Annotated in this window: 20 protein-coding genes and 2 pseudogenes; 6 read left to right on the top strand and 16 right to left on the bottom strand. The window is 59.0% G+C overall.

The window, feature by feature from the left end; genetic code table 11:
* Positions 1 to 142: 142 nt before the first annotated feature.
* Together IB267_RS31430 and IB267_RS31425 are read right to left on the bottom strand one after the other, a co-directional pair.
* Positions 143 to 346, bottom strand: a complete 204-nt coding sequence (locus IB267_RS31430; RefSeq protein WP_246810912.1) for a CsbD family protein — start codon at positions 344 to 346, stop codon at positions 143 to 145.
* Between the two features lie 139 nt (positions 347 to 485).
* Positions 486 to 1415: a LysR family transcriptional regulator gene (locus IB267_RS31425; RefSeq protein ID WP_192451298.1), complete on the bottom strand. Its 930-nt coding sequence runs from the start codon at positions 1413 to 1415 to the stop codon at positions 486 to 488.
* Between the two features lie 105 nt (positions 1416 to 1520).
* On the opposite strand from IB267_RS31425, the gene IB267_RS31420 reads away from it, so the two are divergent.
* The 4 genes from IB267_RS31420 to aac(3) all read left to right on the top strand — a co-directional run bounded on the left by IB267_RS31420 (position 1521) and on the right by aac(3) (position 4342).
* Entirely contained in the window at positions 1521 to 2387 is an 867-nt protein-coding gene (locus IB267_RS31420) for a class D beta-lactamase (RefSeq protein WP_192451297.1), read from the top strand.
* 130 nt (positions 2388 to 2517) lie between these two features.
* Positions 2518 to 2841 (top strand): DUF1330 domain-containing protein, encoded by a 324-nt coding sequence (locus IB267_RS31415; RefSeq protein ID WP_192451296.1) that lies wholly within the window; start codon positions 2518 to 2520, stop codon positions 2839 to 2841.
* 3 nt (positions 2842 to 2844) lie between these two features.
* The gene (locus IB267_RS31410) at positions 2845 to 3471 is read left to right on the top strand and encodes a LysE family translocator (RefSeq protein WP_192451295.1); all 627 of its coding nucleotides are present in this window, start codon (positions 2845 to 2847) and stop codon (positions 3469 to 3471) included.
* Positions 3472 to 3529: 58 nt separating this feature from the next.
* Positions 3530 to 4342 carry an aminoglycoside 3-N-acetyltransferase gene (gene aac(3), locus IB267_RS31405; RefSeq protein WP_192451294.1) on the top strand — a complete coding sequence of 271 codons (813 nt, stop codon included), beginning with the start codon at positions 3530 to 3532 and terminating at the stop codon, positions 4340 to 4342.
* Between the two features lie 180 nt (positions 4343 to 4522).
* On the opposite strand, the gene IB267_RS31400 is transcribed toward aac(3), so the two are convergent.
* From IB267_RS31400 to IB267_RS31385, 4 genes are all read right to left on the bottom strand, one after another.
* Positions 4523 to 5617, bottom strand: coding sequence for a patatin-like phospholipase family protein (locus tag IB267_RS31400; protein WP_246810904.1), 1095 nt, complete (start codon positions 5615 to 5617; stop codon positions 4523 to 4525).
* A 76-nt stretch (positions 5618 to 5693) separates the two neighbouring features.
* Positions 5694 to 6926: an MFS transporter gene (locus IB267_RS31395; RefSeq protein WP_192451293.1), complete on the bottom strand. Its 1233-nt coding sequence runs from the start codon at positions 6924 to 6926 to the stop codon at positions 5694 to 5696.
* On the bottom strand, positions 6923 to 7897 hold the full coding sequence (locus IB267_RS31390) for a zinc-binding alcohol dehydrogenase family protein (protein WP_192451292.1): 975 nt from the start codon (positions 7895 to 7897) through the stop codon (positions 6923 to 6925). Before IB267_RS31390 ends, IB267_RS31395 begins: the two co-directional genes overlap by 4 nt.
* Entirely contained in the window at positions 7894 to 9411 is a 1518-nt protein-coding gene (locus IB267_RS31385; protein ID WP_192451291.1) for an FAD-dependent oxidoreductase, read from the bottom strand. The genes IB267_RS31390 and IB267_RS31385 overlap by 4 nt, the downstream gene beginning before the upstream one ends.
* Positions 9412 to 9457: 46 nt before the next feature.
* On the opposite strand from IB267_RS31385, the gene IB267_RS31380 reads away from it, so the two are divergent.
* Positions 9458 to 9937 carry a MarR family winged helix-turn-helix transcriptional regulator gene (locus IB267_RS31380; RefSeq protein WP_192451290.1) on the top strand — a complete coding sequence of 160 codons (480 nt, stop codon included), beginning with the start codon at positions 9458 to 9460 and terminating at the stop codon, positions 9935 to 9937.
* A 246-nt stretch (positions 9938 to 10183) separates the two neighbouring features.
* On the top strand, positions 10184 to 10573 hold the full coding sequence (locus IB267_RS31375; RefSeq protein WP_192451289.1) for a helix-turn-helix domain-containing protein: 390 nt from the start codon (positions 10184 to 10186) through the stop codon (positions 10571 to 10573).
* Positions 10574 to 10600: 27 nt separating this feature from the next.
* On the opposite strand, the pseudogene IB267_RS31370 reads toward IB267_RS31375, so the two are convergent.
* The 10 genes and pseudogenes from IB267_RS31370 to IB267_RS31325 form a co-directional block, all read right to left on the bottom strand.
* Positions 10601 to 10738, bottom strand: a pseudogene (locus IB267_RS31370) (IS1595 family transposase); the annotation flags it as partial.
* A gap of 545 nt (positions 10739 to 11283) precedes the next feature.
* Positions 11284 to 13131, bottom strand: a complete 1848-nt coding sequence (locus tag IB267_RS31365; RefSeq protein ID WP_192451288.1) for an amidohydrolase — start codon at positions 13129 to 13131, stop codon at positions 11284 to 11286.
* A 176-nt stretch (positions 13132 to 13307) separates the two neighbouring features.
* On the bottom strand, positions 13308 to 14699 hold the full coding sequence (locus IB267_RS31360; RefSeq protein WP_192451287.1) for a DUF1254 domain-containing protein: 1392 nt from the start codon (positions 14697 to 14699) through the stop codon (positions 13308 to 13310).
* 85 nt (positions 14700 to 14784) lie between these two features.
* A complete protein-coding gene (locus IB267_RS31355; protein ID WP_192451286.1) occupies positions 14785 to 15750 on the bottom strand; it encodes an alpha/beta fold hydrolase in 966 nt (321 codons plus the stop codon).
* Entirely contained in the window at positions 15747 to 17426 is a 1680-nt protein-coding gene (locus IB267_RS31350) for an amidohydrolase (RefSeq protein ID WP_192451285.1), read from the bottom strand. Before IB267_RS31350 ends, IB267_RS31355 begins: the two co-directional genes overlap by 4 nt.
* Before the next feature lie 464 nt (positions 17427 to 17890).
* The gene (locus IB267_RS31345; protein ID WP_192451284.1) at positions 17891 to 19219 is read right to left on the bottom strand and encodes an NRAMP family divalent metal transporter; all 1329 of its coding nucleotides are present in this window, start codon (positions 19217 to 19219) and stop codon (positions 17891 to 17893) included.
* 951 nt (positions 19220 to 20170) lie between these two features.
* A complete protein-coding gene (locus IB267_RS31340; RefSeq protein ID WP_192451283.1) occupies positions 20171 to 20944 on the bottom strand; it encodes a hypothetical protein in 774 nt (257 codons plus the stop codon).
* A 448-nt stretch (positions 20945 to 21392) separates the two neighbouring features.
* A complete protein-coding gene (locus IB267_RS31335) occupies positions 21393 to 21614 on the bottom strand; it encodes a hypothetical protein (RefSeq protein ID WP_192451282.1) in 222 nt (73 codons plus the stop codon).
* 37 nt (positions 21615 to 21651) lie between these two features.
* Positions 21652 to 21888, bottom strand: coding sequence for a 30S ribosomal protein S21 (gene rpsU, locus IB267_RS31330; RefSeq protein ID WP_192451281.1), 237 nt, complete (start codon positions 21886 to 21888; stop codon positions 21652 to 21654).
* 428 nt (positions 21889 to 22316) lie between these two features.
* Positions 22317 to 22523, bottom strand: a pseudogene (locus tag IB267_RS31325) (cold-shock protein).
* Between the last annotated feature and the right edge of the window lie 1500 nt (positions 22524 to 24023).

Below are 24023 nucleotides of genomic sequence, written 5' to 3'. Positions count from 1 at the left end.
ACGAAGCAAGCTGTTCATGTTGCCAGCGCCATCAATCGCAATCCAACGGCTTCATGCACCGGGTGAAACGTTGTCAACAAGTTACTTCGTTGAGGGCGGCCAACAAAAAACCGAAAAAACCCCGCCGAAGCGGGGTTGAGCGTTACCAGGTCTGACGCCGATACCAATCGTCGATATCTTTGGTTCTGTGATCCTTGGCATAGCCGTAACGTTCCTGGATCTTGCCTTCGAGCTGATCGCACTTGCCATCGATCACGTCAAGATCATCGTCAGTGTGCCGTCCCCACTGTTCTTTGATCTTGCCTTTGACCTGCTTCCAGTTGCCTTCAACAGGCAAGTGCGTCAAACCGCAGCATAGTGAGTTTTCGGCCGGATTCGGACTGTCAGTAGACGACCCTAATAGTGATGCCAGGCAGCGGCCGTGTCTCGACTGGATTATAATACTGCCCATCGCTTGGCGCATATTTCCCTGCACGACCCGGATGTCATCGATGGAGCGCGAGTTCTGCCACAATTGAGATGATCCAGGCTCCAGCAACCGTCATTTCGAATGAACGCGTGTACTCGAGTGACAAAGTGGCCTCAAGGCGCTGCTGCAGGCTAAAAATCTTCAGCTCCCCGTAAAGTCCTGTTATCGCTTGCGCAGCATGCTCGGGCATGACGCAGACAAGATCGGTCTCAAGGAGAGTAGCAGCAACCGCTGCGTAACTCGTTGTCTTGAAGGCGATGCGTCGATGCAGCCCTCGGCGAGCCATGACCGTATCCAGGTAGTGGTGCGAAATCGGCCAGGCCTGGGCGTAGATCTGGTCTAGAGTCGCGAGTGCCTCCAACCCAATCGCTTTCTCGCGCTCTAGAGGTCCGTTCGGGCCCTGAACGACGACCAGCTCATCATGCCAGAGGGTCCTGGAGTTTAGTGCTTCGATGGGCGGCGTATGTCCTCCGATGGATAAGACCAGGTCTACCTCTCCCGCGATTAGATCCTTTTCATAGCTGCGGCGCTCGAACGGCAGGATCTCCAGAGTCCACGCGGGTGCCGCTGCGCGCAATTTCTTTGTGATCAGGGGTGCGAGCGAAAGCTCAACGGCTCCCGGCATCGCAATTCTCAAGTCTCGTGCCTGTGACTGAGGGTTGCACTCAAAGTCAGTGTGAGCCGAGGGAGTTCGGAGCGCGCCGTGTACTGAGTTGAGCAGAGGTCTGATCTGCCTCAGGACCACCCGGCAGCGCTCTGTTGGGACGAGCTTGTTGCCAGATCGGATAAAGAGCACATCGCCGAGATCTCGCCGCAGCCGAGCAAGCGCATGGCTGACGGCCGATGGCGTGACGTGCAACCTCGTGGCAGCGTTCTGGACACTTCGCTCTCGCTCTAGGAAATCAAGCGTCTTCAGGAGATTGAGGTCAAACCGGCCCAGTTCCATCGTGAATCCTGCTCATGCGATCCTGAATACTCATCACTGGATTCAGGTTTGGTTCAGCCGTACCAGCCAGATCGCACACGGTCAAACATGGGACCATTGATTCAAATGAACAGAAAACTTCTCTCCCTATTCGGTGTCATTTCTCTCGTGTATTTCACGTGCTTTAGTTCGCTGCGATATCTGCATGCGGAGACTGTGTTTCTGGATCGCCACGAGCACTCAAGTCAGCTCCACGGCACGAAGGTCCAATTTCTGGCCCGGGACCTGGAAAGTGGCATCGACTATGTCCTAGCCGATAGCGATCTGACCACTCGCCACTCTCCCTTCTCGACCTTCAAGATACCAAACATGCTGATTGCGCTGGAGACGGGTGTGTCGACCTCGCCGGACCACTGGCGGGATTGGGATCCGGTGAAACGTCCGGCCGAGGAGTTCTGGCCTGATGTATGGAAGCAGGGCCAGACGCTTGAACAAGCATTTGCGCGCTCCGCGGTCTGGTATTTTCGGGATCTCGCGCTCGAAATCGGGACTGAGGCCTATCGCGATTACTTGACCTCATGGGCCTACGGTAATTCCGAAGTGCCTGAAGGATCCGATCACTTCTGGCTCGGCGACATATTGAAGATCTCAACGCGGGAGCAGGTCGACTTTCTTGAGAAGCTTGTCTCAGGCGAACTGGGTGTTTCGCGAGCAAACCTGGATTCTCTGGAGCGGGCAAGCTTTCAGGGCTCCCAAGCATCAATCAGCCTTCATGGGAAGACAGGCACAGGTCCCGACCAGGGCGGCGCCTGGGAAGGGCGGTTCTCGGGCTGGTATGTCGGCTATCTGAGACGAACTGAGAAGAGACCGGTCGTCTTTGCCCTGCATGTTTCAGCACCGTCATTCTCCGCCTTGAGCAGCTTTCGCAAGGCATTCTCATTGACGCTGCTTCAGGACGCCGGCCTCATCACGAGTGTCCAATTCGAACCATGATCGGGCAAGCCCGTCGATCTCAGCTCCACTCGCTTGCTGCGGAGATAATTGAGGCGGCATTGCTCACGGTGTGCGCTCGCCCTCACGTCTGGCAGGAGCATGATCCAGTCAGTGATACGCGGAGAAATCCATGACATCTTTTGCCGTTGCCACCTTGCGGAACGTTACCCTGAACGAAGACGCCGTCACCTATCTCGAAAGGATTGATGAGACACTGAAGCCCTATGAAGGACGGTTCATCATCCACGGCGGTGAGAAGCACGTGAAAGAAGGGGCACCAGATTTCGACCTGATCGTCTTGAGGTTGACGAACCTCAAGAATGCCGAGGCCTGGTACAGGTCCGCAGACTATCAGGCGATCCTCGGTCTACGTGTGGCCAATTCGCAAGGGGAGGTTTTCCTGATTGACGGTGTCCCGGCCGATCCTAAAGCAACCGACATTCTGACGCGGTGAGCCATGCCTAACATCGATATCCTGCTCGCGTTCGTGGTTGCCGTCCTCATCCTGTCGGTAACGCCGGGTCCGGATTTTGCACTGGTTGTCAGCAGGGCGATCGGGCATGGGAAAGCATCGGCTTTGCTCACAGTCTGTGGCTTTGCCTTGGCGGGCCTTATCCAGGTTCCGCTTGTTGCCATGGGAATAGGCTCCCTGATGGATGCATACCCGATGCTCTTCGATGTCATCAGAGTATTAGGCGGCGCCTACCTTGTTTGGCGTGGTGTTAGTCTGCTTCGCCGTCGGCACTCGCCTCACACGGATCAGGCCGCACAAATCGGGGTCATTCCCGCACATGCAGTGCGCGACGGATTTATCGCTTCACTGACGAATCCCAAGGGCCTTATGTTTATGACTGCTTTGCTGCCGCAGTTCGTTGATGCTGAGGCTGGAAATCACCAGATCCAGCTTCTTGCGCTCGGCTTAATCATGAAGCTGACCGCCTTCTTGGCGGAAGCTGTTATCGCATTGGCAGCTAGCGCCGTCTCACGCGACCTGCGGCGATACCCGAAGCTAGTTGTGATGCAGGAGAGGTTCTCCGCAACAATCATGATCGGGTTGGGGCTTCAACTCGCCTTTCGTCGGTAACATTTGTTGGCGGAGAACGACCGTTGGGCTCGAGATCTAATGTTATTCGGAGAGATGCATGGACCTGCTGACATTCGATCGCGCCACGTCCGAACTGAGATCACTCGGTGTTTCCGACGGGGATACGGTGATGGTACACGCCTCCCTGCGGAGGATTGGGCCAGTGGAGGACGGGCCTATGACCATTGCCCGTGCATTGCAAACGGCGGTTGGGCCGTCCGGGACCGTCACCGCCTACGTGTCCTGGGCGTATTCTCCCTATGAGCGTACGCTCGGCGGTCAGCGTATGCCGGCTTGCGAGGAGCGCGACTGGCCGCAGTTCGAACGGCTTTCGCCCGCGTATCCTGGCTTCGGCGCCATGAATTCGTTTCTGCTGTCGCTGGACGAAGTCAGGCGCAGTGCGCATCCGGACGCTTCGATTCTCGCTGTTGGATCAAAGGCAGACTGGATCGTTGAACCCCACGCACTTGGCACAGGCTATGGACCCGGATCGCCGATCGCGAGGATCATCGAGCTTGATGCGAAGGTCCTCCTTCTCGGAGCGCCGCTCGATGCAGTCACGGTTCTTCATTATGCAGAAGCTGTTGCGCGTATTCCCGAGAAGCGGTGGGTCACGTACTGGGCTCCACAAGCGGGAACCGACGGGTCGACGCGGTGGGTTGAGGTCATTGAACCTGACTCCAACGGAATCGTCGAAGTATTTGCATCCGAAGAAGGACCGGACGCCATCGAGACGATTGCCGCGACCTTCATTGCTGAACGAAGAGCAATCCAACAGCCCTTCGGCCAGGCGACGGGTCTGTGCTTCTCAGCCCGGGATATTGTCGAGTTCGGCGTCGCCTACCTCGAGACTTACATGAGAGCTCGCTGAGGGATCTGAAGGGCAGGCAGCAGTCCGAAGGTCATGAAGCGTCAGCAGAACCAATCATCGCGAACTGAAACTCACCGTGGGGCCGGCTTGAATATCGGGCGCTTACTCCAGGCTCGATGATTTAGGGTGTTTCTATAACCGATGAGATAGACTGACTTCATATAGCTGGCGTTGAATGGATCAAACATGGAGTATGGAACCTGCGCATCGATTGATGCAATGTCGAGATGGATGCCTGATCGCTGCGCGAAGTTGTAGAGCGCGATTAAGCCCTGCTTCGTCTGTGACTTCAGGAGGGATGCTGTAGGCTCGCCCCATCATCGGCAGGGCTCTCGCTCGGGACATTGAAAATTCGGGGATCAGGGCGTTGTTGACGATCACGTAGATTTGCAGGTTCTGACCGTGCGCATGGCTGTTGGGGGCAACGAGCAAGTGTTCGGGAAGAGTAAAAAACTGCGCCGAACTGCCTCCGTCGGAATGAAGCTCTTCGATCTCCTTTCCATCAACGATTGTCTTAATTGATACAGGCGGAAATATCCCCGGAACGCTTGCAGATGCGACCAGTATTTGGCGCACCAAGGGCAGAGCGTCTGAGCGGCCGCTGTTCGCAATTGCACCAATATTCCATACGACAGCGCGTTGTGTATCAATATTTGTGGTCATTACGAGGAGACGCCGCCCGTCACGATGTTCGCGTGCGATACGATGCAGGATTTCGCTTGTGATGTTCTCCTGTACCGCGTCACGCAAGGCGCTCCCCTGCAGGAGGCCGGGAGAGAAAATACCTGCGCCTTTCCATTCGATGTCAATCAGACCTCTGGTTTTGTCCGACAGATAAAGGCGCCTGAGCTGCTCGTCATACTCAGGCCCGAGGAAAGCAAGGGGTGCAATCAGCGCTCCCGTGCTTACTCCCGTCACCACCGTGAAATTAGGTCGGGTTCCAAGTTCGCTCCATGCGGATAGGATCCCTACCGCGAAGGCTCCCCCGGAACCGCCGCCTGACATGGCAAGCATAGTCGGCCTGCCTCTCGGGACGACCGGCTTCCAAGGGTCATAAGCTGAAGCCGGTGGCCGCGGATCGTCAACGTGGGCTCGGATGTTCTCAAATCCTGAAATCTGAGCGCGCGCAGCTTCCGACGCGCTGTACATCGGACGTTGCAGCGGCGCGCATCCGCTTGAAAATACCGCCACGAGGATCGACACGCTGACGAATACGACCCGAAGATGCATGCCTACAAATTTTCGGGCACACCCCTCTCGATTTGAGAGCTTCATCAATCACTCCGTTGGAGAAGGCAACCGCGCAGCGTTGCAGGCGGAGCGGAGGAGAATCTTGTGAGACAGATCAGCCTTACCGCTTCCGTCCTTCCGGATCGGTCGAGGGAAGTTTTGCCGCCGCCAACGCAGCGCCTACGGCAGCGACGCCGACTGCCAGGCCGATCCAAACGCCGTACAGTTTATGACCTAGGATGAAACCGCCGATCAGCGGCGAGGCGATGTCCGTCAAGGCACCCAGTGACTGGGCGGATCCCATGACGACCCCCTGACGGTTACCCGGCACATGGACGGACAAGGCCGCAAGATAGGTTGGCTTGGCCATCGCATCGCCTGTGCTCACGCACACCACAGCCAAGGCTAGAAGCGGCACGGTTGTGGCAAGGCTTGCGATCAGAAACCCGGTGCAGACCAAGCCGAAGATCAGGATGATCAGATTGCGTTCGGAGAAGCGCCGGCCAAGCCAACCCAGAAGTAGGAGCTGGACCAGGATGTTGATCACTCCATCCGCCGCGACGATGTAGCTGAGGTGCTGCGGGCCAAAAGCCTGTCCGTTCCAGATAAACGTCTCTGCGAGAAAGATCGGCATTTGCGAGCTATAAATGCCGTAGGCAAGAAAATGGCATAACATCACAACGACAAGTATGCGGATAACCGGAGAGAAAATGATGGCGCGAAACGAGATCTTCTCGCGCTGATAGTTTCCGGGCTGAGGAAGGACGGCTTGATCTCGCTTCAATGCAAACAACGTCAGGCCAATGGCGCCTACTGAGAGAAAAAGGGCTGCAAAGATCGGCATCGTCAGCGAAGTATCCGATAGGAGCCCTGACAGGCCGGCCCCACTGATACCGCCCAAGCCCACGCCGCCGGTCAAAATGCCAAGCGCCTGCCTGCGATCCTCAGGAGCGGTGTGGTCAGCGACATAGCCCGCGACAGCCGAGAAATTACCGCCCGTTAGACCGAAGAGCGCGCGCGCGGCCAATACCACGAGCATATTTGGAGCCGTTGCGAGCAGAAGGAGACTTGCAGCTGCCATAACTTGGCTTGCGAGCAGAATGCGCTTCCTCCCAAACCGATCCGACAGCTGGCCGAGGGTTGGCGCGGCCACGAACTGAGTGAATGCTTCCGTCGCGATAACGAGGCCGAATATGAGCGGAGTTGCCCCCATGTCCCTCAGGTAGAACGGCAAGATGGGTAGGACCGACGCCATACCAGCAGAATAAATGCAAACAATCAGGAAGAGCGGCGCCAAGATTTGCCTGTTCCGGCGCATACTGGAGGCCGGTTTAGAATATGCAGCTTCGGTCATGCCCACGTCGCCCCTTGCGTAAGGTCGAAAACAGTCCGTGATGTGCTGTCGTCCTTGGGCCATGCCCTGTCGAAATCCGCGAATGGGACCTTCCTGAAATTGATGTCGAGATTACCTGGGGTTGTGGCACGCAGCACGTCGCCAGTGAGTTCAACCAGCTTTTCGACAGTTACGCTGCCAATGCCGCAGCCCATCAGCTCGATCGCTGATGCTCTCAACAATGCCCCAGGCAAATCGATCTGCGAGCCCGAGACCGATCCCACCTGAACGAATCGAAGCGGCCGCCCGTTGCAGCCAGCTTTTGCGGCGGCCGACAAAAGGCACTCCGCGCTCTTGCCCCACAGATAATCGATTACGATATCGACGCCTTCTTCGAATTCGTCAACCAAACGGCGTTCGAGCGATGCCGGGTCAGTGCCAAGCTGGATGGCCGTAACGGCGCCAACATGCTTTATTTCTCCAAGGGCGATCGGATTTCTTCCAGTTGCAATGATCTTGCCGGCTCCGAGCCATTTGGCAACCTGCACTGCGAGTCGCCCGGCGGTCCCGGTCGCTCCATTGATCAAAACCGTTTCACCCGGCTGCAGGTGGGCGCGCGCTGTCAGCGCCGCCCACGATGACACTCCCGGATTGGCAACGGCGGCTGCGGTGAAGTCGTCGAGATCGTCCGGAATCGGGACGCAAAAGCGAGGCGCGGAGACAACGAATTCAGCCATGCTCCCGAAGGGCGACCGGGGAAGACCGAAGTATACACGCCGCCCATCGTCCAGCCTGCCGACGCCATCGATGCCTACGACAAACGGAAGGACTTCGTTGGCGCTGTAGTGGGCACCGGAGACGCGCGCCTTTGTGACACGGCTGATCGCGGCTGCGGTGACTTTGATCCAGTTCTCGCCAAAGAAGGGGATGGGCGGCGCAATCTCCCCTAAGGCAGGTTCGCACCCAATGACCGAGACGATCGCCGCCTTCATTGGCAGTCCTCCTGGAACGAGGACAGGCCGACATTTGCCAAATAACCATCGATCTCGTCGGTTCGGTCCGTGTCGAAGACCGCGCCGATATATCCGTCCGGGCGGATCAGCAGGCAATCTCCAGGCATCAATGAGTATGCATCCTTGAAATGCTGCCACTCGTCATGAAACTCGCCATCTTTCCCAACACGGTGAATGTGCAAGCCTGGGCATGACTTGAAGGTGGCCCTTGAAGCTTCGTATGCCAGCAAAGTCCAATGGGGACCTTTCAGCAACTCAAAGAGGCGTGTGACCTGCCCTCCCGCGCCACGCATCGGAGCGTCCGGAGCGCGCGCGCCGGCGGGAAGAGCGCCTTGGCTCGCGGTAAAATTCAGCGACAACTCGGATTCCGGATAGCCGATATCGAGCTGACGCACGTCCCGTCCGCGTAGCATTTCTCCTTGTTTTTGTGCGTCAAGCAGCCGATTTGCCAGACCGAGCATCGCAGCGGCGACGGGTCGCCTCTCAGCCTCGTAGCTGTCGAGCAAGTGATCTGGTGCACCGCGCACGACGGCAGATAGCTTCCAACCCAGATTGTACGCGTCCTGCACACTGGTGTTCAGACCTTGGCCTCCAGTTGGTGGATGCACATGAGCGGCATCGCCGATCAGGAATGTGCGGCCCGTTCTGTAGCGGTCGGCTAGGCGAGCGTTCATTTCATAGTCTGAGGCCCAGTGAACAGCGTGCACGATGATGTCGCTTAAACCTGTCCGCTCCGAAACGAACCGCGTCAGTCCCTCCGCAGTGAGTCCCACGTCCTCGTCTCTCGCGACAGGTGCCTGTATCTGGAACAGATCTGTACCGGCGAGCGGGCCGATCCAAACCTGCAAGCGCATGTCGCCGCTCCTGGCAAAGCGGTGGGCGACCTCACGAGAAAGCCCAGAGAGTTCGACGTCCGCAACGACAGCCCGAGCGTCAAGCGTGCTACCGGGAAAACCGGTACCAAGAAAACGTCGCACGAAGCTTTTCCCGCCATCGGCGCCTATCAACCAACGTACTCGGACGATTTCTTCACAGTCGCCGCCAGCAATTCGCGCAGTCACACCTCCTTGGTCCTGCTCGAAACCCTTCAGTTCCCGGCCGAACTCAACCCGGCCACCAAGCTCCGCAAGACGCGACCGTAAAATCTGTTCGGTCACAAACTGCGGAACCATAAGGGCCAAGTGGTAGGGCTCTGCCGGCGTGGGTTGGATGATCTCGCCCATGTCGGCATCTACGTAGCGTCCATCGTCTTGATGGGTGCGCTGACGGGGATAAAGTCCACCCGCGGCCACTGCCTTGTCGAGAACGCCGAGGTCTTCGAAAATTTCCTGTGTTCTGGGCTGAATTCCTTTGCCGCGCGATCCGCGAAATGGCGCTTCCACTCGATCGACTAATCGAAAGGAAATCCCGCGCCGCGCGAGATCGATAGCAAGCGACAGGCCAGCCGCCCCCGCTCCGCAGATGAGTACATCCGCAGCGAAATCATTTGTCATCTCTGCCTCCATGTGTGTATTATGCACATAAATGGAGTGGAGCTCGATGTCAACAAAGAATGTGCAAAATACACACACCTCCGCGATGATGCGCGATCTTCATGGCGCCCTGATCGAGATTGTCAGCGCAATGAACCGTCCCCAGCGCGACGACGAACTCGTGCGTGAAGCCGGGATATCATTGGACCGGGCGCTGTTTCGCCTTCTTGTCGCCATTGAACGATTGGGGCCGATCGGTGTCGTTGATCTGGCTGAGCGCATAGGACTGGATTACACGACTGTCAGTCGTCAGGTCGCCAAGCTTGATGGCCTGGGTCTTGTCGAACGCAAGGGCAGCGTCTCCGATCGACGCGTTCGCGAAGCTGTCATAACGCCTGAGGGAAAGCGCATGACGGACAAGATCGACGCCGCTCGTGAGCGAATGAGCCAGGCGATCTTCGAAAAATGGGAGGAGAAGGATGTCGCCGACCTCGTGCGGCTGATGGGCCGGTTCGCCGAAGCGTTTAGACATGGTGAGAAGGTATGATCGCCACATGTGCATGTCTTTCGCGAGCCTTTTCTTTTTCAAGGTTCAGAACGACATCGTCGGATCGCCGGATGAAATAGTTCGCGACCTTCTTCGCATCCGACTTAACCGTAAGACGCAACACCATTTGCCCGAAGGACAGGGCGCCGGCTACCAAGCGCTGGACCCTCGCGACGACGCCGGAGCCCTACCCGGCCAAGCGGCCTCATGGCATCTGCTCTAGCTCGAATTGACAGCCACTAAATCTTGACGCGAGCGGCGCAATGCCTTGAGGCCTCTTCGAGGAAAGCGGCGGCCTCACCGGATCCGCGAAGCACCGTCGCACAGGAGCGGGCCCGTCAGCTCGGCATTTCGAATGCTGAAGCAGTGCGGCGGGTGGGCCTCGATGAGCGTCGCTACGCCCACTACGCGTCCGGCCGCAGAGAACCGTATCTGTCGACGCTCGTGAGGATTGCCGACGCTTTAGGGGCATCCCCAAATTGGTTGCTGGGTGTCGCGCTCAAGACGACACTTGATCAGCACCTTGCCGCACTCATCGAACGGTTCTCAAATGCCGCGAACGGGATGACGAAGCGAGAGGTAGAATTTTGCGTCATTCAGGCTGAAGCTATCGTTGCTGCGAAAGCGCGTTGCTAACAGATTCCAGTGGATCCATGGCCCTTATCAACCAAAGACAGCGACTCCTGATTTGACGACGATGCCGACGTCCGGACTTCTGCGCAATTGACGTCCGGTCGCGGCGCGAAAGATTTGCAGCAATTGCAGCGCCGGCGGCATTCGCGACCACATGGTTTGCATCCTTGCTGTCTTTGGTTGATAAAAGCAGGATACATTATGCGGTCCCAGACGCACATAACGGAAACAATCACGGCACATTCGTCGGGTCACCCTGTAGCGTTTCTGGTGGAGCCTGTAGCTCAATGGATAGAGCCGTCGGCTCAATCGATTGGTTGCGGGTTCGTGTCCTGTCGGGCCACCTATTTCGCCATTTCACCTTGAAATGCTCGCTGACATTTTGAAAGGAAATTGGCACTGGCGGTTCGATAACCCGATCCCTGCGAATAACGCAGGAGCTCTGCAAATACCTTTCTGCAGACTATTTTTTCTGAACTTTCACGTTGCCGTTCAAGAGACACGTCCGGTGCGCCAACTTCAGCTACCCCCCGTGTTGCGCGGTTCCTGGACATGAATTGGTTCACCGCGTGACACTGAGGTGCGCACCTGACCGGCAGTGGCCGAATACAACATCATCACGCTCGCGCTTGTGCCCCCCAAGCGGTCGTTGACGACGCGCTCTTTTGGCTGAACGCGTGCGCGACCCGCTCGCAGACGGGATTGCTCCTCGTTCAAGTTCGCGCGACTGGCAAGACCCTACCCTCGAACACCGTCCCCCAGACAGCGATGTCCTTGATCTTTGCGGCATCGACAGTCAGCGGGTTGTCGTCGAGGATGCTGAAATTGGCGAGCTTGCCCGGGACGATGCTGCCGATGTCGTTTTCCATGCGCAGGGAGTGGGCGGCACCGAGCGTGACGCCCTTGAGCGCGCCGAGCCGGGTCGCGCGCTGGTCCGGTGCCGCGACGCGCCCGGACGCGGTGGTGCGGTTCACCGCGCAATGCATCAGGAACAGCGGCTGGCCGGGTGCCATCGGCATGTCCGAGTGAAGCGAGAAGGGCACCTCTGCCCGTTCCATGTCTCCCAGACGCACCATGTTGTCGGCCCGCTCCGGACCGAGACCATCCTTCGTATAGGCGTCCGCCAGCGCCCGCACGTAATAGGGGTTGGCGCTGACGACCACGCCGAGCCGCTTCATGCGCTCGACCTGATCCTTCTGCGAGACTGCCAGGTGAATGGCGACCGTGCGGTGATCGTAGCGCGGATGGCGGCGCATATTGGTCTCGACGGTGTCGAGGACCATGTCGAGTCCGGCGTCTCCGTTGACGTGGACGTGGATCTGGTAGCCGGCGTCCCAGTAGATCTTGAAGGCCCGTGCGAAGAAGTCCGGATCCATGATCCATTCGCCATGCCCCCCGCCGAGATAGGGGTCACGCACCCGCATGGCGAGGGAGTAGATCGCTCCGTCGGCGAACAGCTTGATGGCGCCGGGCATCATGGCCGTCATGCCCTCGCCCCAGCCGAGCACCTTTTCCGTCTCGCTGATCGTGGTGTCGGGAAAGGCGGCGTTGATCGATTTGCCGTCCGGGATGAAATAGAAACGAAACGGGTTGCCGGCACGGGACAACACTGCGTTCTGCGCGACCTGAAGCTGTTTCGAGAACAGCCCGCCGGGCTCGCAGCCGAGAGTCACGCCATTCGCGTGATAGTAGCGGACGACGAATTCGAGCCCGCGCCGAAGCCGATCGGGCGTGGCAATTGCAGGAAGCAGCTTCGGGATGACGCCGAACATGCCGCCTTCCCAGAAATGGCCATCAGCGAGACTGGACTGTTTTCGCGCCCCATCCGGTAGGCCGGAGACAAAGTCCGCGTCGATCCCGTAGGCCTCGAGCGCCTTGCTGTTGACGATGAATTCGTGGGCCGACCGGTGCCAGACGATGATGGGCCTCGTGCTGCTGATGCGGTCCAGATCCGATCGGGTCAGGGGGCCGTGGAAGACGGGGTGATAACCCCAGGTCACGAACAACTCGGTTGCAGTCTTGAGCTTTGCGTTGGCCTCGGTGAGCCTCGCACGGTATTGGCTAGGATTGTTGGCTGCGGGCACGACCCCGGACGGCAGGACCCAATCCTCGATGGCGATGATCTCCGACACCATGGTGAGGCCCGTCAGGAGCGGGTGATCGTGCTGGGCGATCAGGCCCGGCGTGATCACCTTGCCGGCGAAGGTCTCGTCGATCACGTAGGACTGGCCGTCGGCCAGGGATTTCAGCTCGTCCAAAGAGCCGACTGCCAGGATGCGGTCGCCGAGGACAGCGACAGCCGTTACGGACGGCTTGTCGGGATCGAGGGTAATGATTTCCTTGGCGGGATAGATCGTGACGCGGGGCAAGTCCTTGCGGTCGAATTGAGTGGCAAGATCCTGGAGGGAAGCTTCCTGAGCCTGCGCTGGAACGAAGGTGGCCGCTTCGCAGACGAATGCGGAGGCTGTTGTCACGGCCGCGAGTTTCAGGATCTGTCGGCGCGAGGGAAAGTTGTAGTTCCTGAACGCTTCGGCAAATGCCGGGTTGCACATCACGCACATCGCGGGTCCTCCCAAGTGAAGCTGTCTGCTCGGCCCACCATCGCAGGCTTGAACTGGATGAACGCGTCTGGTCCTGACGACGAACGTTAAGCCTAATTTGGACTGTTAGTGTCTGCTGCAATCGTTTTTGGCTGAAGGGCAGATTATCGGAGGCCATATGTACTCACATCAAGGCGCTACTCGCCGACGGCAGTTATTTTCGGTGGGCGCCATGTCTGGTTCACGATGTCGTCTGCCGGCAGGTACGCACGAAGAAAGAGAAAGAACGGTCCTTCCGGCGCAGGCAGCCAGTTGCTTTCCTTGTCCGCGCCGGGCGAGTTTTGTTGTAGGTAGATGGTCAATCCGCCATCTGCGTCGCGCTTCATCCCGCTGCGGTCACCAACGGAGTAGCGGTTGATGGGATTATCAACGAGATTGTACGCCTTATTGTACATGGTCAGGGACCAGAAGGCCTTGACCTTCGGCTCGCCGCTCTTGTCGAAGTGGATCACGTAGCGGGTCTCGCCGGTCAGGGGCCGCCCCTCTCCATCGACGGAGGCGTTGAGGTAGGTTGCCTCGACCGGGTCGTTCGCGTTGAAGCCGACGGCCGGCTGGATCGCGCGCAGCAGCCAGTCGCGGGCTTGCGTCATCCGGCCCGTCGACGGCGGCGGGTAGTTCCATCCGTTGATATTTGTCTGCCCGTAGCCGGCCGCGAACGCGTCATAGATGATCCTGCGGCCGTCCACGGCTGCGCGCGCCAGCCCGCGCTTTGTTGCGGGGTCCAGGGCGTCGATGTCGAGCCCGGCTCCGACCCCGATGCGCGCGTAGGATTGCAGGATGTCCGCGTCGCGCGGGTCGGGGGGGACCTCGCGCATTGAACGATTGATCGTCCGCCATTCGTTAAGAGGATCGGCGTCCCGGTCCAGCGGTTGCCAGATCTCGGCCGTCCGGGGGGCGGGGGCATCGGGCTTTCCCCATTGCGAGAGGGGCGTCAGTTTGTACTGGTCTTGGATCGCGTGGGCCGCATCGAGGTCCGACGCATCCTTCACGGCGGTGCGCACCTGGAGGAAGCCCCAGGGCGTGGACGAGGGGGGCAGCGCCGTCACCCCCGCGGGCAGTGGGCCTGTCCAGTTCCTGTCGAAGATCGCGTAGCTCCCACCCCCGTCGCCCGTCGCTCGCGTGCCGACATAAGCGAAATTGTCGTCCATGAAATCAGTGAGCTCGACCGAGTGATAGCGGTCGGAGATGGCCGGCACGGTGAGGATCATCGGCTCGTCTTTCAGATAGAGCCAGGAGCGGGAGTAGATCGTGTCATTGTTGGGTGAACCGCCATCGACGTGGCTCGCGTCCTTGAGTTCCCGAAAATGGAACAACTGGTTCGCCTGGTGCCCGACATCGGCGCTTCGAAACCATCGTTGTTCCGTCATATACGACCAAGGAAACGTGTAAATGTACGCCTGGACGCCTAGAGTGTAGGCGTTGAGTTCGCGCCAGTCGGGCTGGCGATCCTGTGCGCTGGCTCCTAGCATTGGGCCAGCAACGATTGCGGCGATCATCGCCGTCGTAAGTGTTAGGCTTCGGATACTCATACCGACCCCTTTCCATCGAAACGGTTTTTCCGCGTGCAGGACGCGCTTTGGGACGAGTTGCAAGTATTCGCGCTGGACCAAGCCGCTATTTCTTGGCGCTGGATCGAGCCTGAATAAAACCGACGATCAGGCGGCGCAGTTCTTCGGGCTGTTCGTTTATCATGTTATGGCCACAGCCGGGCAGCCCCGCGAGCCAGGTGTTCGGGCGCATCTCCGCGATTTTGTAGGCGTTCGGCGGCACGGCGACACGGTCGAGAAGGCAGGTGATCGCCAGCATCGGAGCCGTTCCACCCATGCTCCAGGCTTCCTTGGGCGTCGCCTCGCTGGCCTTGACCTCAGCCGTTGCAATTGCCGGGAACGCGCCTTCATCGGCGTCCTTCTCGGCAAGGTGCTCGTTTCCTGGCGCGTACATCAATTGCGCCTGCAACGACAACCACTCGGACTTGGGTGTCGCAGGGTCCGTATACCGCTTATAGAGCGCGATCGTTTCCGGCGAAGGTTGAACCTCGCCGCCGGCCCCGACCAGAATGATCGTCACGACGCGGCCCGGCTTTGTCTGGGACGCGGCGCGCATGACCCTGTTACCATAGGTCTTGCCGGCCAGATGCACCTTCTGCACGCCGAGCGCGTCAGCGATCGCCCAGACATCGTTGCCGTAGTCGACAAGCGTCAGGCCGTCGAGCGGACCGTCGCTCGCGCCAATCCCGCGGTAGTTGTAGACGACCGTGCGAATGCCTGCGGAAGCGACGGCCTTCGCGAGATCCGTCAATTGCGAGGCAGGCCGTCCGTTGCCGGCCGCCATGATCAGCGTTTCCGGTCCCTGACCGAAGACGAAGGCTTCAATGGTGTGACCATGCGCGGAGATCAACCGACGCGCTTCGTCGGCCGCGCTGGCCTGGGGTATTGACGCCACACTGCAGGTGACGATGGCGGCCGTCGCCGCGAACCAGCGTATCGGCGCAGTCGTCGAAAAACCGGTGCTCATCCGCCTCCCCTCCAATGGACTGGTGCGTCCCGCAACCAGCGGCCGCGCTTTGTTCTGACCGCTCACGTCGCTCTGTAGACGCTCTTTCCTTCCTTGATCGTCTCGACGATTTTGAGCGTGATCAACTCCTCGGGCTTCACCGCCAGCGGGTTAGCGCTCAGGATCACGAAGTCAGCGAGCTTGCCGGGCTCGATCGTGCCCTTGTTCGCCTCCTCGAAGTATTGAATAGCGGGCCAAATCGTCATGGCTTTGAGCGCCGTCAGCGTGTCGACGCGCTCCTCGGGGCCGAGCACATAGCCTGACCGGGTCACCCGTGTGACGGTCGCCGACAGGACACGGATCGCGTCTGGGTTCGCCACCGGCGCGTCGTGGTGGCTTGTGAAGATCATGCCAAGCTTGCGCGCGGAATTGCAGGGAGAGATCCGTTCCGCGCGCTCCGGCCCAAGGACAGAACTACGGTGCCAGTCGCCCCAATAATAGGTGTGCATCGGGAAGAAGGACGGCAGGATGGCGAGGTCCTTCAGCATCGGCAACTGGTCGAGCCTCGCGGTCTGGCCGTGCACAAGGACCGCGCGCCGGTCACCGGGGCCGTGCTTCGCGGTTGCGGCGCCGACCGCCTCGATCAACCAGTCGACCGCCGCGTCGCCATTGGCGTGGGTGAGGATCTGCCACCCGTTTGCGAAGGCGAGATCGACGGCATCGACGATTTGCTCCTTGGTGATCGCCGCGTAGCCGCGATAGTCAGGGCCCTGTCCCTCAGGCGGCTTGTAATAAGGCTGCGAGAGAAACGCAGTCTTGCCCTGGGGCGAGCCATCGATGGTCGCTTTGGCGCCGCCGACGCGCACCCGGTTCCTGTACTCGCGCGAAGGCGCAATTTCATTGAGAGACTGAAAGATGTCAGGATAGACAACGACGTCGACATCGAGCAGCCCTGCGTCGCCCGCCTTCGCAAGCATGGTTGCGCTGCCGGGCATGGCGCGCCCTTCCTGGACGGTCGTGTATCCGAATGAGGCGTAGAACGCTGCCCCTGCCTTGATCATTTCGAGATAGGCTTGCGCGTCCAGACGGCCCAGGAGCTTGCCGGCCGCGGCAAAGAAGGCCGCCTCCTCGCAGACACCGTTTGGGGTCTCTCCGTCGGCCTCGCGACGGAACGCGCCGCCGGGCGGATTGGGCGTCCCCTTGACCAAGCCCGCCTCCTCGAGTGCCTTGCTGTTGAGAACGCCGAGATGACCGGATTGGTGGACGATCAAAATCGGAGTGTCGAACGAAACCGCATCGAGATCGGCGCGGGTGGGGTGGCGTTGCTCCTCAAGTTGCGAGTCGTCGTAGCCGAAGCCGACGATGACGCCATAGCGCTTGATGACGTCGCTGTTGTTGGCGGTCCAGTCGCGCAGGACACGTTGCAGCGCGGAGATGCTGTTGCCTTCTCCATCGGGTGCCGGCAGCAGGTTCGCTGCTAGGGCCTGTAGCCCGACCATGACGACATGGCCGTGCGGATCGACGAAACCCGGAAGCATCGTCTTGCCCATGAGATCGACGGTCGTAACCAGGCCGTCAGCCTGCCGTTCGACCTCGCCGCGTGCGCCGACGGCGACGATTCTGCCACCGCGAACAAGCACCGCCTCGGCGGTCGGCTGCGAATCATTGATCGTGACGATCGGGCCGCCGACATAGAGCGTGTCATTGCTTTCATTTGCCGCCTCCGCTGAACTGCAGACGAAGGTTCCCGTAGCACCCGCCATGCCGGCCCACGCGGCGCAGGCGACTGTGTGTTTTAGGAGCGAGCGGCGCGATAGGGCCGCGCCGAGGGCGCCGGCGAACGGACTGCAAGCGAAACACATGGATTTTCATTCCCCCAAGTATTGACCGTCTCGCGGTTATCGGTCTCCCGGTCGAAACAGGACGACATACCAAGATTAAAAATGACACACGGATCCTTTTATGCATTGACGTACATCAATATCGGCGACGCCAGTCCTACGGACTCCCTGCTTCACGCAAAAGCAACGTCTTACGACGACACACGATATCATCAAGCAATCGGGCAACTCTGGAGAAAAGGCGGACGCGCTAGCGGAGGAAATACGAGGGCTTCGCAAGCTCGCACGCTGCCTAAATACGACGTCTGCCGCATGTCGCCGGCTCGGCGATCGTGCTTAGGCCGAGTCAAACACGCGCGTCAGCGCAATCGCATCAGGTCGGCTCACTAGCTGAGAATGAACATCGTGATGGCCGCCGCCGCCATGCAGGCGGTGGCGAACCATCCCATCACGCGCAGCCCAAAAGAAGCGACGAACTGACCCATCTCGTCCTTGCGGGATACCACGATCATCATGGCGGCCATAAGGGGCACGGAAATCACGCCGTTGAGGACAGCGCTCCAGAACAGCGCCTGTATGGGATCAAGGTCCGAATAGTCCACGCCGAGGCCAATGAGAGTGGCGAGGCCGATCACACAATAGAACCCGACCGCCTCCCTCGGCTTGTGCTCAAGCCCGATTGCCCAGCCGCGGGATTCGCAAACGGCATAGGCCGCCGAGCCCGCCAAGACTGGCACAGCCAGCAGGCCCGTGCCGATGATGCCGAGACTGAACAGGGCGAACGCCAGGTCGCCGGCAATCGGGCGTAGCGCCTCGGCTGCGTCGGCGGAGGTCTCGATATCGGTCATGCCTGCGGCATGCAAGGTGACGGCAGTCGTCAGGATGATGAAAAAGGCGACGAGGTTGGCAAAGGCCATGCCGATGTATGTGTCCCAACGGATGCGGCTGAGTTGGACGAGAGCCTGCTCGGGATGGTCGATAAGCGGATCGGTCGTCGGGTCGGCCTCCTCGTCCTCCACCTCCTCTGACGCCTGCCAGAAGAGCAGATATGGGCTGATGGTGGTACCGAAGACCGCCACCACCATGGTCGCTGTTTCTGCCGTCAGGGCGAGCTCCGGCGTCACGGTCCGCAGGGCGACTTCGCCCCAGTTGATCTCCACAGTTAGGACGACGCCAACATAGGCAAAGAGCACCAAAGTCAGCCACTTCAGGTACCGGACGTAGCGGTGATAGGGCACCAGCACCTGAAGTGTCAGGGAAAGCAGCGCGAACAGAAGCGTGAAAAGGTGGCGCCCCCAGCCAAGCACCAGTTCCGCCGCAGCCCCCATGGCGGCGAGGTCGGCGCCGATGTTGATGGTGTTGGCGGTGAAAAGCAGCGCCACGAGGCCGGTCACGGCCCAGGGCGGAAAAATCCGGCGCATGTTGGCCGCGAGCCCGTGCCCGGTGACGCGTCCAATCCGGGCACTGATCATCTGCATCGTGGTCATCAGCGGGTAAAGGAACAACATAATCCAGAGCATGTTGGCCCCGAACTGCGCGCCCGCCTGCGAATAGGTAGCAATGCCGCTCGGATCATCGTCTGCCGCCCCGGTGATCAGCCCCGGCCCCAATTTCTCGAACAACGCAGCACGGCGCAATCGATGAACAACCGGCTTCGCGACCACTGCTGACTGCGCGCCATCACCATGGTCTGTGTGCCGAGATTTGCTGCGCATTCAGGGAGCCTCCGGGCTGATCTCTACTTGTCGGATTGTCCGCCGTCCTACCGGTAAGTACACTGCAATCTTAGCCATCCGCCCGCGCCGCGCGCACTCGACGGCACACGGAAATGTCCGCCGCCCATCGTCGGGAGGCCAGAACCTTGGTGATGGCGAACCATTTGACCGTTCAAGTTGGCATCTGGCTATTCTTATAGCGTTCGCTGCCATCGACGCGAAGGCACCTCGGCCAATCTGTCAGTCGGGCGGCGAGCTGGAGGGGAGATACTTCGAGAAAATCGGCCGAGCATGCCTCATGATGCGGCTGCCACGACACCGCAAGCAACTTTCAAAAGGACTCTTATCGAATCCTACGGTATCTCCGTGTCACTCGTGACCAGTAGAGTGAGCATGCAAAACCGGATGCCCCCCTGACAGCCGGGTACGCTGAGAGATGTCGGGCGATCGAAGACAAGGGCGTCCTGTTGCTTGCAAATATCAGCCCCCGTTTCGTCCACTAAATTCCAACCGCGTGCAGTGCCTGCACAGGAACGGTAACGGATGCGCGCGGATACTAAGGGACCCGTCGCTCGCTGACCCAAACAGTCACCTCGATGCGATATGTCGTGTCGTCCGCGACGATGACACGGGTCGGTCGCCTCGTTTCTGCAGGTACTTCATGGTCGCCTGACAAGTAGACAGCTTGTTCCGAGCGCTGGAAGGTTTTCTGCCGTTCGCGAATGCCGCCATCCCCTGATGCAGGCGCCGATGAGGAGGATCGGTGCAGTTTTCGCGTGGCCCTTGTCGGCATCGCGGTCTGCCATCAAATCAACGATTGGCGCCGATCCCCGGCTTGTTGCGGCGTGCAATTCGGCTGGGGTACGTGTTTAAGAGCGAGGAAAGTTCGCCCGATACAGAAATTCGAGGCCTCTGGGCACTCGAGCCAACCCGCGGCGCTGCCAGATGTCATCAATCAATGCGGCACACCCCATTGCTTGGCCGATACGGTCGGTTGCACTCCCAGCCGTTACCGGAATAATCAAGATGAGCGTTCTCAGGAAGCTCGATTACGGAACATACTGCCCCCTTGGCTTCAAAGCCGCGGTCACATTTCCATTTCAGGCCGTAGGGTGTATCCGCGAAGCTCGCGTTGTGGGGAACCTTGACGGCGACGCAGGCCTGGTCCTTCGCTTCATATCCACGATCGCATAGCCATTCGTTGCCGCTCGTTGTCAAATAGGCATGCTCAGGGACGTGCAGCGCGACACACTTGCGGCCAACAACTTGATAACCGCGGTCACATTCCCAGCCCTCGCTGTAGCTCGAGTCGGTAAGAAACGCATTCTCCGGCACCTCGATCCGGTCGCATCCCTGGCCATTTCGGAGAAATCCGCGCATACATCGCCAATGGCCGCTAGAATATGAATCAAGATAGGCATTAGCCGGCACTTGAACGGCAAGGCACTCGTCGCCCCGTTCGGCAAAGCCGTAGTGACATTCCCAGCCTTTGCCGTAGGTTTCGTTGGTCAGGAACGCGTCATGGGGCGCCGTAACGGGAACACAGGATTGGGCCACTTCTCTGAAGCCGCGATTGCACTCCCACCCCGACCCGTAGCGATTGGCTTCGGCATTCGCGGGCACCGAAAGCGTTTCTTGACCATACGCATAGGGGATGGACAACAGTGCTGCTGATAGAACCAGGATCATCTGGAGAGCCAACGCTGGATCGGATCGTCGGGGCATTTTTGAGTTCTCCGTTCGGCAGGCTGATTTCAAGGTTGGGATATTAAGGCGGTGAACTGTCGGTTTAGAAGCTGCCCCGAGACGGCCAGACTTGGCGTCGAGTGGCAGTGTAGCGAGTCATTCCGCTGGATCCTCGTGGCGCCCCTCCGTCATCATCCCATTGTTCTAGACTTTCGGTTTCAATCTGCCGTGGAGTTCGCAGTCCCTTCCGGCTCTGCAGTTCGGCAAGCAAGGTGTCTGCCGTGACCACAACCGCCTTGAAGCGTTCGACGAGAAAGCCGGCGCGCCGCAATACGCCATCGAGCATTGCCAGGTCGGAGGGGGCCAAGGACTGTCGGTGTGCGGATGACATGAGGCTACTTTCTGTTGACTGAAAAGTCGCAAGGGATGCGCGTTATCGCAACTCTGGATCCTTCCGGCTGCGTGTAGGCACTACGTGCCGTCGCAGTCACCGACGGCGTGATTTACGAACCGGCTTGGTTGCAGGCGCCTCTGCAACGGCTTGCGAAGCGGTATTCTCCAGGCGCTGCGCCTTGAGCTTCTCGGTCTTCTTTTCACGAGCGATCTTTTCGGCGGCGACGATGGCTCTTGCCGTATGATCGGTGGCTGCCGCCTTTTCGCTGGCGGAGATCTTCACCGGTTTAAATGCGGCGTTGGTGTGTGGCGTCATGGCGTATCTCCTGATGTGATGCTTGCTGCCCGAAGGCTCAGCGCGTTCTCGCCGCTTTGTACGGTCCAGGCAGCAGGCCCTCACGCTGGAGCTTCTTGCGCTGCAGCTTCCGTTGCCGCCGCACCGCTTCTGCCTTTTCGCGCACACGCTTTTCCGAGGGCTTCTCATAGGAGCTGCGCGCCTTGAATTCGCGGAACAGACCTTCTTTCTGCATCTTCTTCTTCAGAACGCGCAAAGCCTGATCGATATTGTTGTCTCTGACGAGCACTTGCAAAAGATGTTCTCCTGTTTTGGTCGCCCGTGACTATCTGCCAGGCTTTGTGCTCAATGGCTTGAGCCATGGCCGGCTGGCGGCCGCCCCAGGGGCGTCCTCAGCCGAAGTTTCGGCGTGTTCGATGTCTGTGGCCAGTAGGCAGCGCTCGAACGTCTCGCCCTCCACCCGTACGCGATAGCGGGCCTCGTCACTATCGGTCGGCAACAGGCCGACAACCCGGCCAAAGCGGCTGACCAAGGCCTGTTGTGTGGCGCTCGCCCTCAGCACAACCTTGTTGCCAATTCCCAACCCGGCGCGGCTCATGGCGATCCCCCGAAAAAATGAAAGTCCCAAGACACAAAAAGGTCGGGTTACTTCCCCGACCTGTTCCCATCATTCAAATGCTTCCCTGTCAGTACATCCGTGGTCAGAGAAAGGCGAATGACAAACTATTCCGGCCTGAGATTGTCGTCCGAGCTCTTGCCCGATTTGCGGTCGCTAACCACGTCGAATGTTGCCTTCTGACCGTCGGCCGGCGAGCCCAGCGCATTCAACCGCCGAGATAGGCACGAACACATCGATACCCCGTCACCTTGTTGAATGAAGCCGAGGCCCTTGGTGCTGTTGAACCACTTTACCGCGCCTGAAGCGAGGATAATTTCCTTTCAATCGTCGATTCTTCCAGAAATATTTCTTTTTGAATTTGAGAGGATATCTGGTTGCGCAGAAGCGCAGATTCAAAATTCGCGATCAATTTTCTATGAAAAAACATATAAACGATACTTTTTAAAACTCAATTGAAATATTGAAATATTCACCTTATGCCGATGAAAACATCACGATAGCCTGACGTTCCGGTTCATTCGTCGATTTATTTTTCTTTTTATTGTACGCACGGAATGAGTCTAACAGGGTCGACCGGTTTTCCTATGCTCGAGCATCGGCGTCGATGGGGTATGCGCTGATCTCGCTCCCGAGCGCGCTTGCAACCAAGAAGCGGACACACCACGGTCGCCAAGCGCCTCGGCGACCGGTCCCGACGTCCTCTTCATCAACTGGACATCCAATAGAGCAGCATCGGGGTCGGTCGCTCTCAAGGCATAGCACGGCAGTCGCGGCATTGGCGCTTGACGCAAACACTCCCAGGCTACGCGACTTGACCCGCTTGGAAGGAGAGCTGGACTGAAGTCGCCATTCGCCCTGAAAGTTAGTCAGCGACATCTACTTCGCAACGCCAATTGAATTTCGTCGATGACAATTGGACCTGACGTTCCCGATATTCAACGCATGGACAAGCGAAACGCACCGCGTGGTCCCGCGGCCAGGACGCAAGGATTGCCCGATGGCAAAGACCAAGGGTGGCAAATTGAACAATGTCCATCGGCCGGTGGAAATTAGAGGTTGGCGGGCATTCAGAATGGCAGGGCCGTGAGCTAAAGCCCTTGCCTGTTCCTTGTTCGCCTCGACTTAGAAGAGACCCCTAAACGTCATGTAGGCAACAAATCCGATTGCCAGAGCAGGCGAAGCCTGTATTGCGAAATGGATTAGGGCTACGCGTTGTCGAGCTAAGTGAGCCATCGCCGCCTCCTACTTCTTGACGAACGAGGGGTACGTAACCCCTGCACGAAAGTTGCGGATGACGCGTGATGATCTCTTGTGGTCAGGGGACGTCTGGGAACCCTCTAAGGTGAGGAGTCCAGAGCTGGCCAGGAACTCCTTGATCTTCCGGAGATCGGCGGACAACGAGTATGGGGGTAAGGCGGAAGACATAGGTCCTCCTTTCTTTGGGGCCAGGCATCGCCTGAGCGGCGGCGCCCTTTAAATGGCCACCGAAGGATCGACACTGCGCTCTTTTACCTCGCTCCGCAATGCGGAAACTCGAATCTGAAAAATGGACTTGTTTTAAACGCAGTTCTCCCTTAGATCACATGCATCGGTTTCGCTGATGAGCGCTGGAAATCTTCTGCCGCTCGCGAACGCCGCCATCACCTGATGCCTTTGACCACGGATGTACTGGCACTGGTGAAAAGGTGATGATGAGGAAGGTCGGTGCGGTTTCGCCCCGGCCTTTTTTGTTTCTACAGCAGTGGCCCAGCGGACTGCCCGGCATGGATCCGCTCGGGGAAAGACTACGCGCCGCGAGTTGGCGGAGGTAG

It is taken from the genome of Ensifer sp. ENS09 (genome assembly GCF_014852425.1).
Classification (GTDB): domain Bacteria; phylum Pseudomonadota; class Alphaproteobacteria; order Rhizobiales; family Rhizobiaceae; genus Ensifer.
Note: the sequence above shows the minus strand (reverse complement) of the source record. Positions and strands in the feature narration are given on the sequence as shown.

Coding starts and splice junctions, on each gene's coding strand:
- IB267_RS31385 (WP_192451291.1), bottom strand. CDS start 9,411: ATGACAAATGATTTCGCTGCGGATGTACTCATCTGCGGAGCGGGGGCG.
- IB267_RS31400 (WP_246810904.1), bottom strand. CDS start 5,617: ATGAAGCTCTCAAATCGAGAGGGGTGTGCCCGAAAATTTGTAGGCATG.
- IB267_RS31425 (WP_192451298.1), bottom strand. CDS start 1,415: ATGGAACTGGGCCGGTTTGACCTCAATCTCCTGAAGACGCTTGATTTC.
- IB267_RS31360 (WP_192451287.1), bottom strand. CDS start 14,699: ATGAGTATCCGAAGCCTAACACTTACGACGGCGATGATCGCCGCAATC.
- IB267_RS31350 (WP_192451285.1), bottom strand. CDS start 17,426: ATGGCGGGTGCTACGGGAACCTTCGTCTGCAGTTCAGCGGAGGCGGCA.
- IB267_RS31335 (WP_192451282.1), bottom strand. CDS start 21,614: ATGACGCCACACACCAACGCCGCATTTAAACCGGTGAAGATCTCCGCC.
- IB267_RS31345 (WP_192451284.1), bottom strand. CDS start 19,219: ATGCGCAGCAAATCTCGGCACACAGACCATGGTGATGGCGCGCAGTCA.
- IB267_RS31415 (WP_192451296.1), top strand. CDS start 2,518: ATGACATCTTTTGCCGTTGCCACCTTGCGGAACGTTACCCTGAACGAA.
- IB267_RS31395 (WP_192451293.1), bottom strand. CDS start 6,926: ATGACCGAAGCTGCATATTCTAAACCGGCCTCCAGTATGCGCCGGAAC.
- IB267_RS31380 (WP_192451290.1), top strand. CDS start 9,458: ATGTCAACAAAGAATGTGCAAAATACACACACCTCCGCGATGATGCGC.
- IB267_RS31420 (WP_192451297.1), top strand. CDS start 1,521: ATGAACAGAAAACTTCTCTCCCTATTCGGTGTCATTTCTCTCGTGTAT.
- IB267_RS31410 (WP_192451295.1), top strand. CDS start 2,845: ATGCCTAACATCGATATCCTGCTCGCGTTCGTGGTTGCCGTCCTCATC.
- IB267_RS31390 (WP_192451292.1), bottom strand. CDS start 7,897: ATGAAGGCGGCGATCGTCTCGGTCATTGGGTGCGAACCTGCCTTAGGG.
- IB267_RS31340 (WP_192451283.1), bottom strand. CDS start 20,944: ATGCCCCGACGATCCGATCCAGCGTTGGCTCTCCAGATGATCCTGGTT.
- IB267_RS31365 (WP_192451288.1), bottom strand. CDS start 13,131: ATGTGCGTGATGTGCAACCCGGCATTTGCCGAAGCGTTCAGGAACTAC.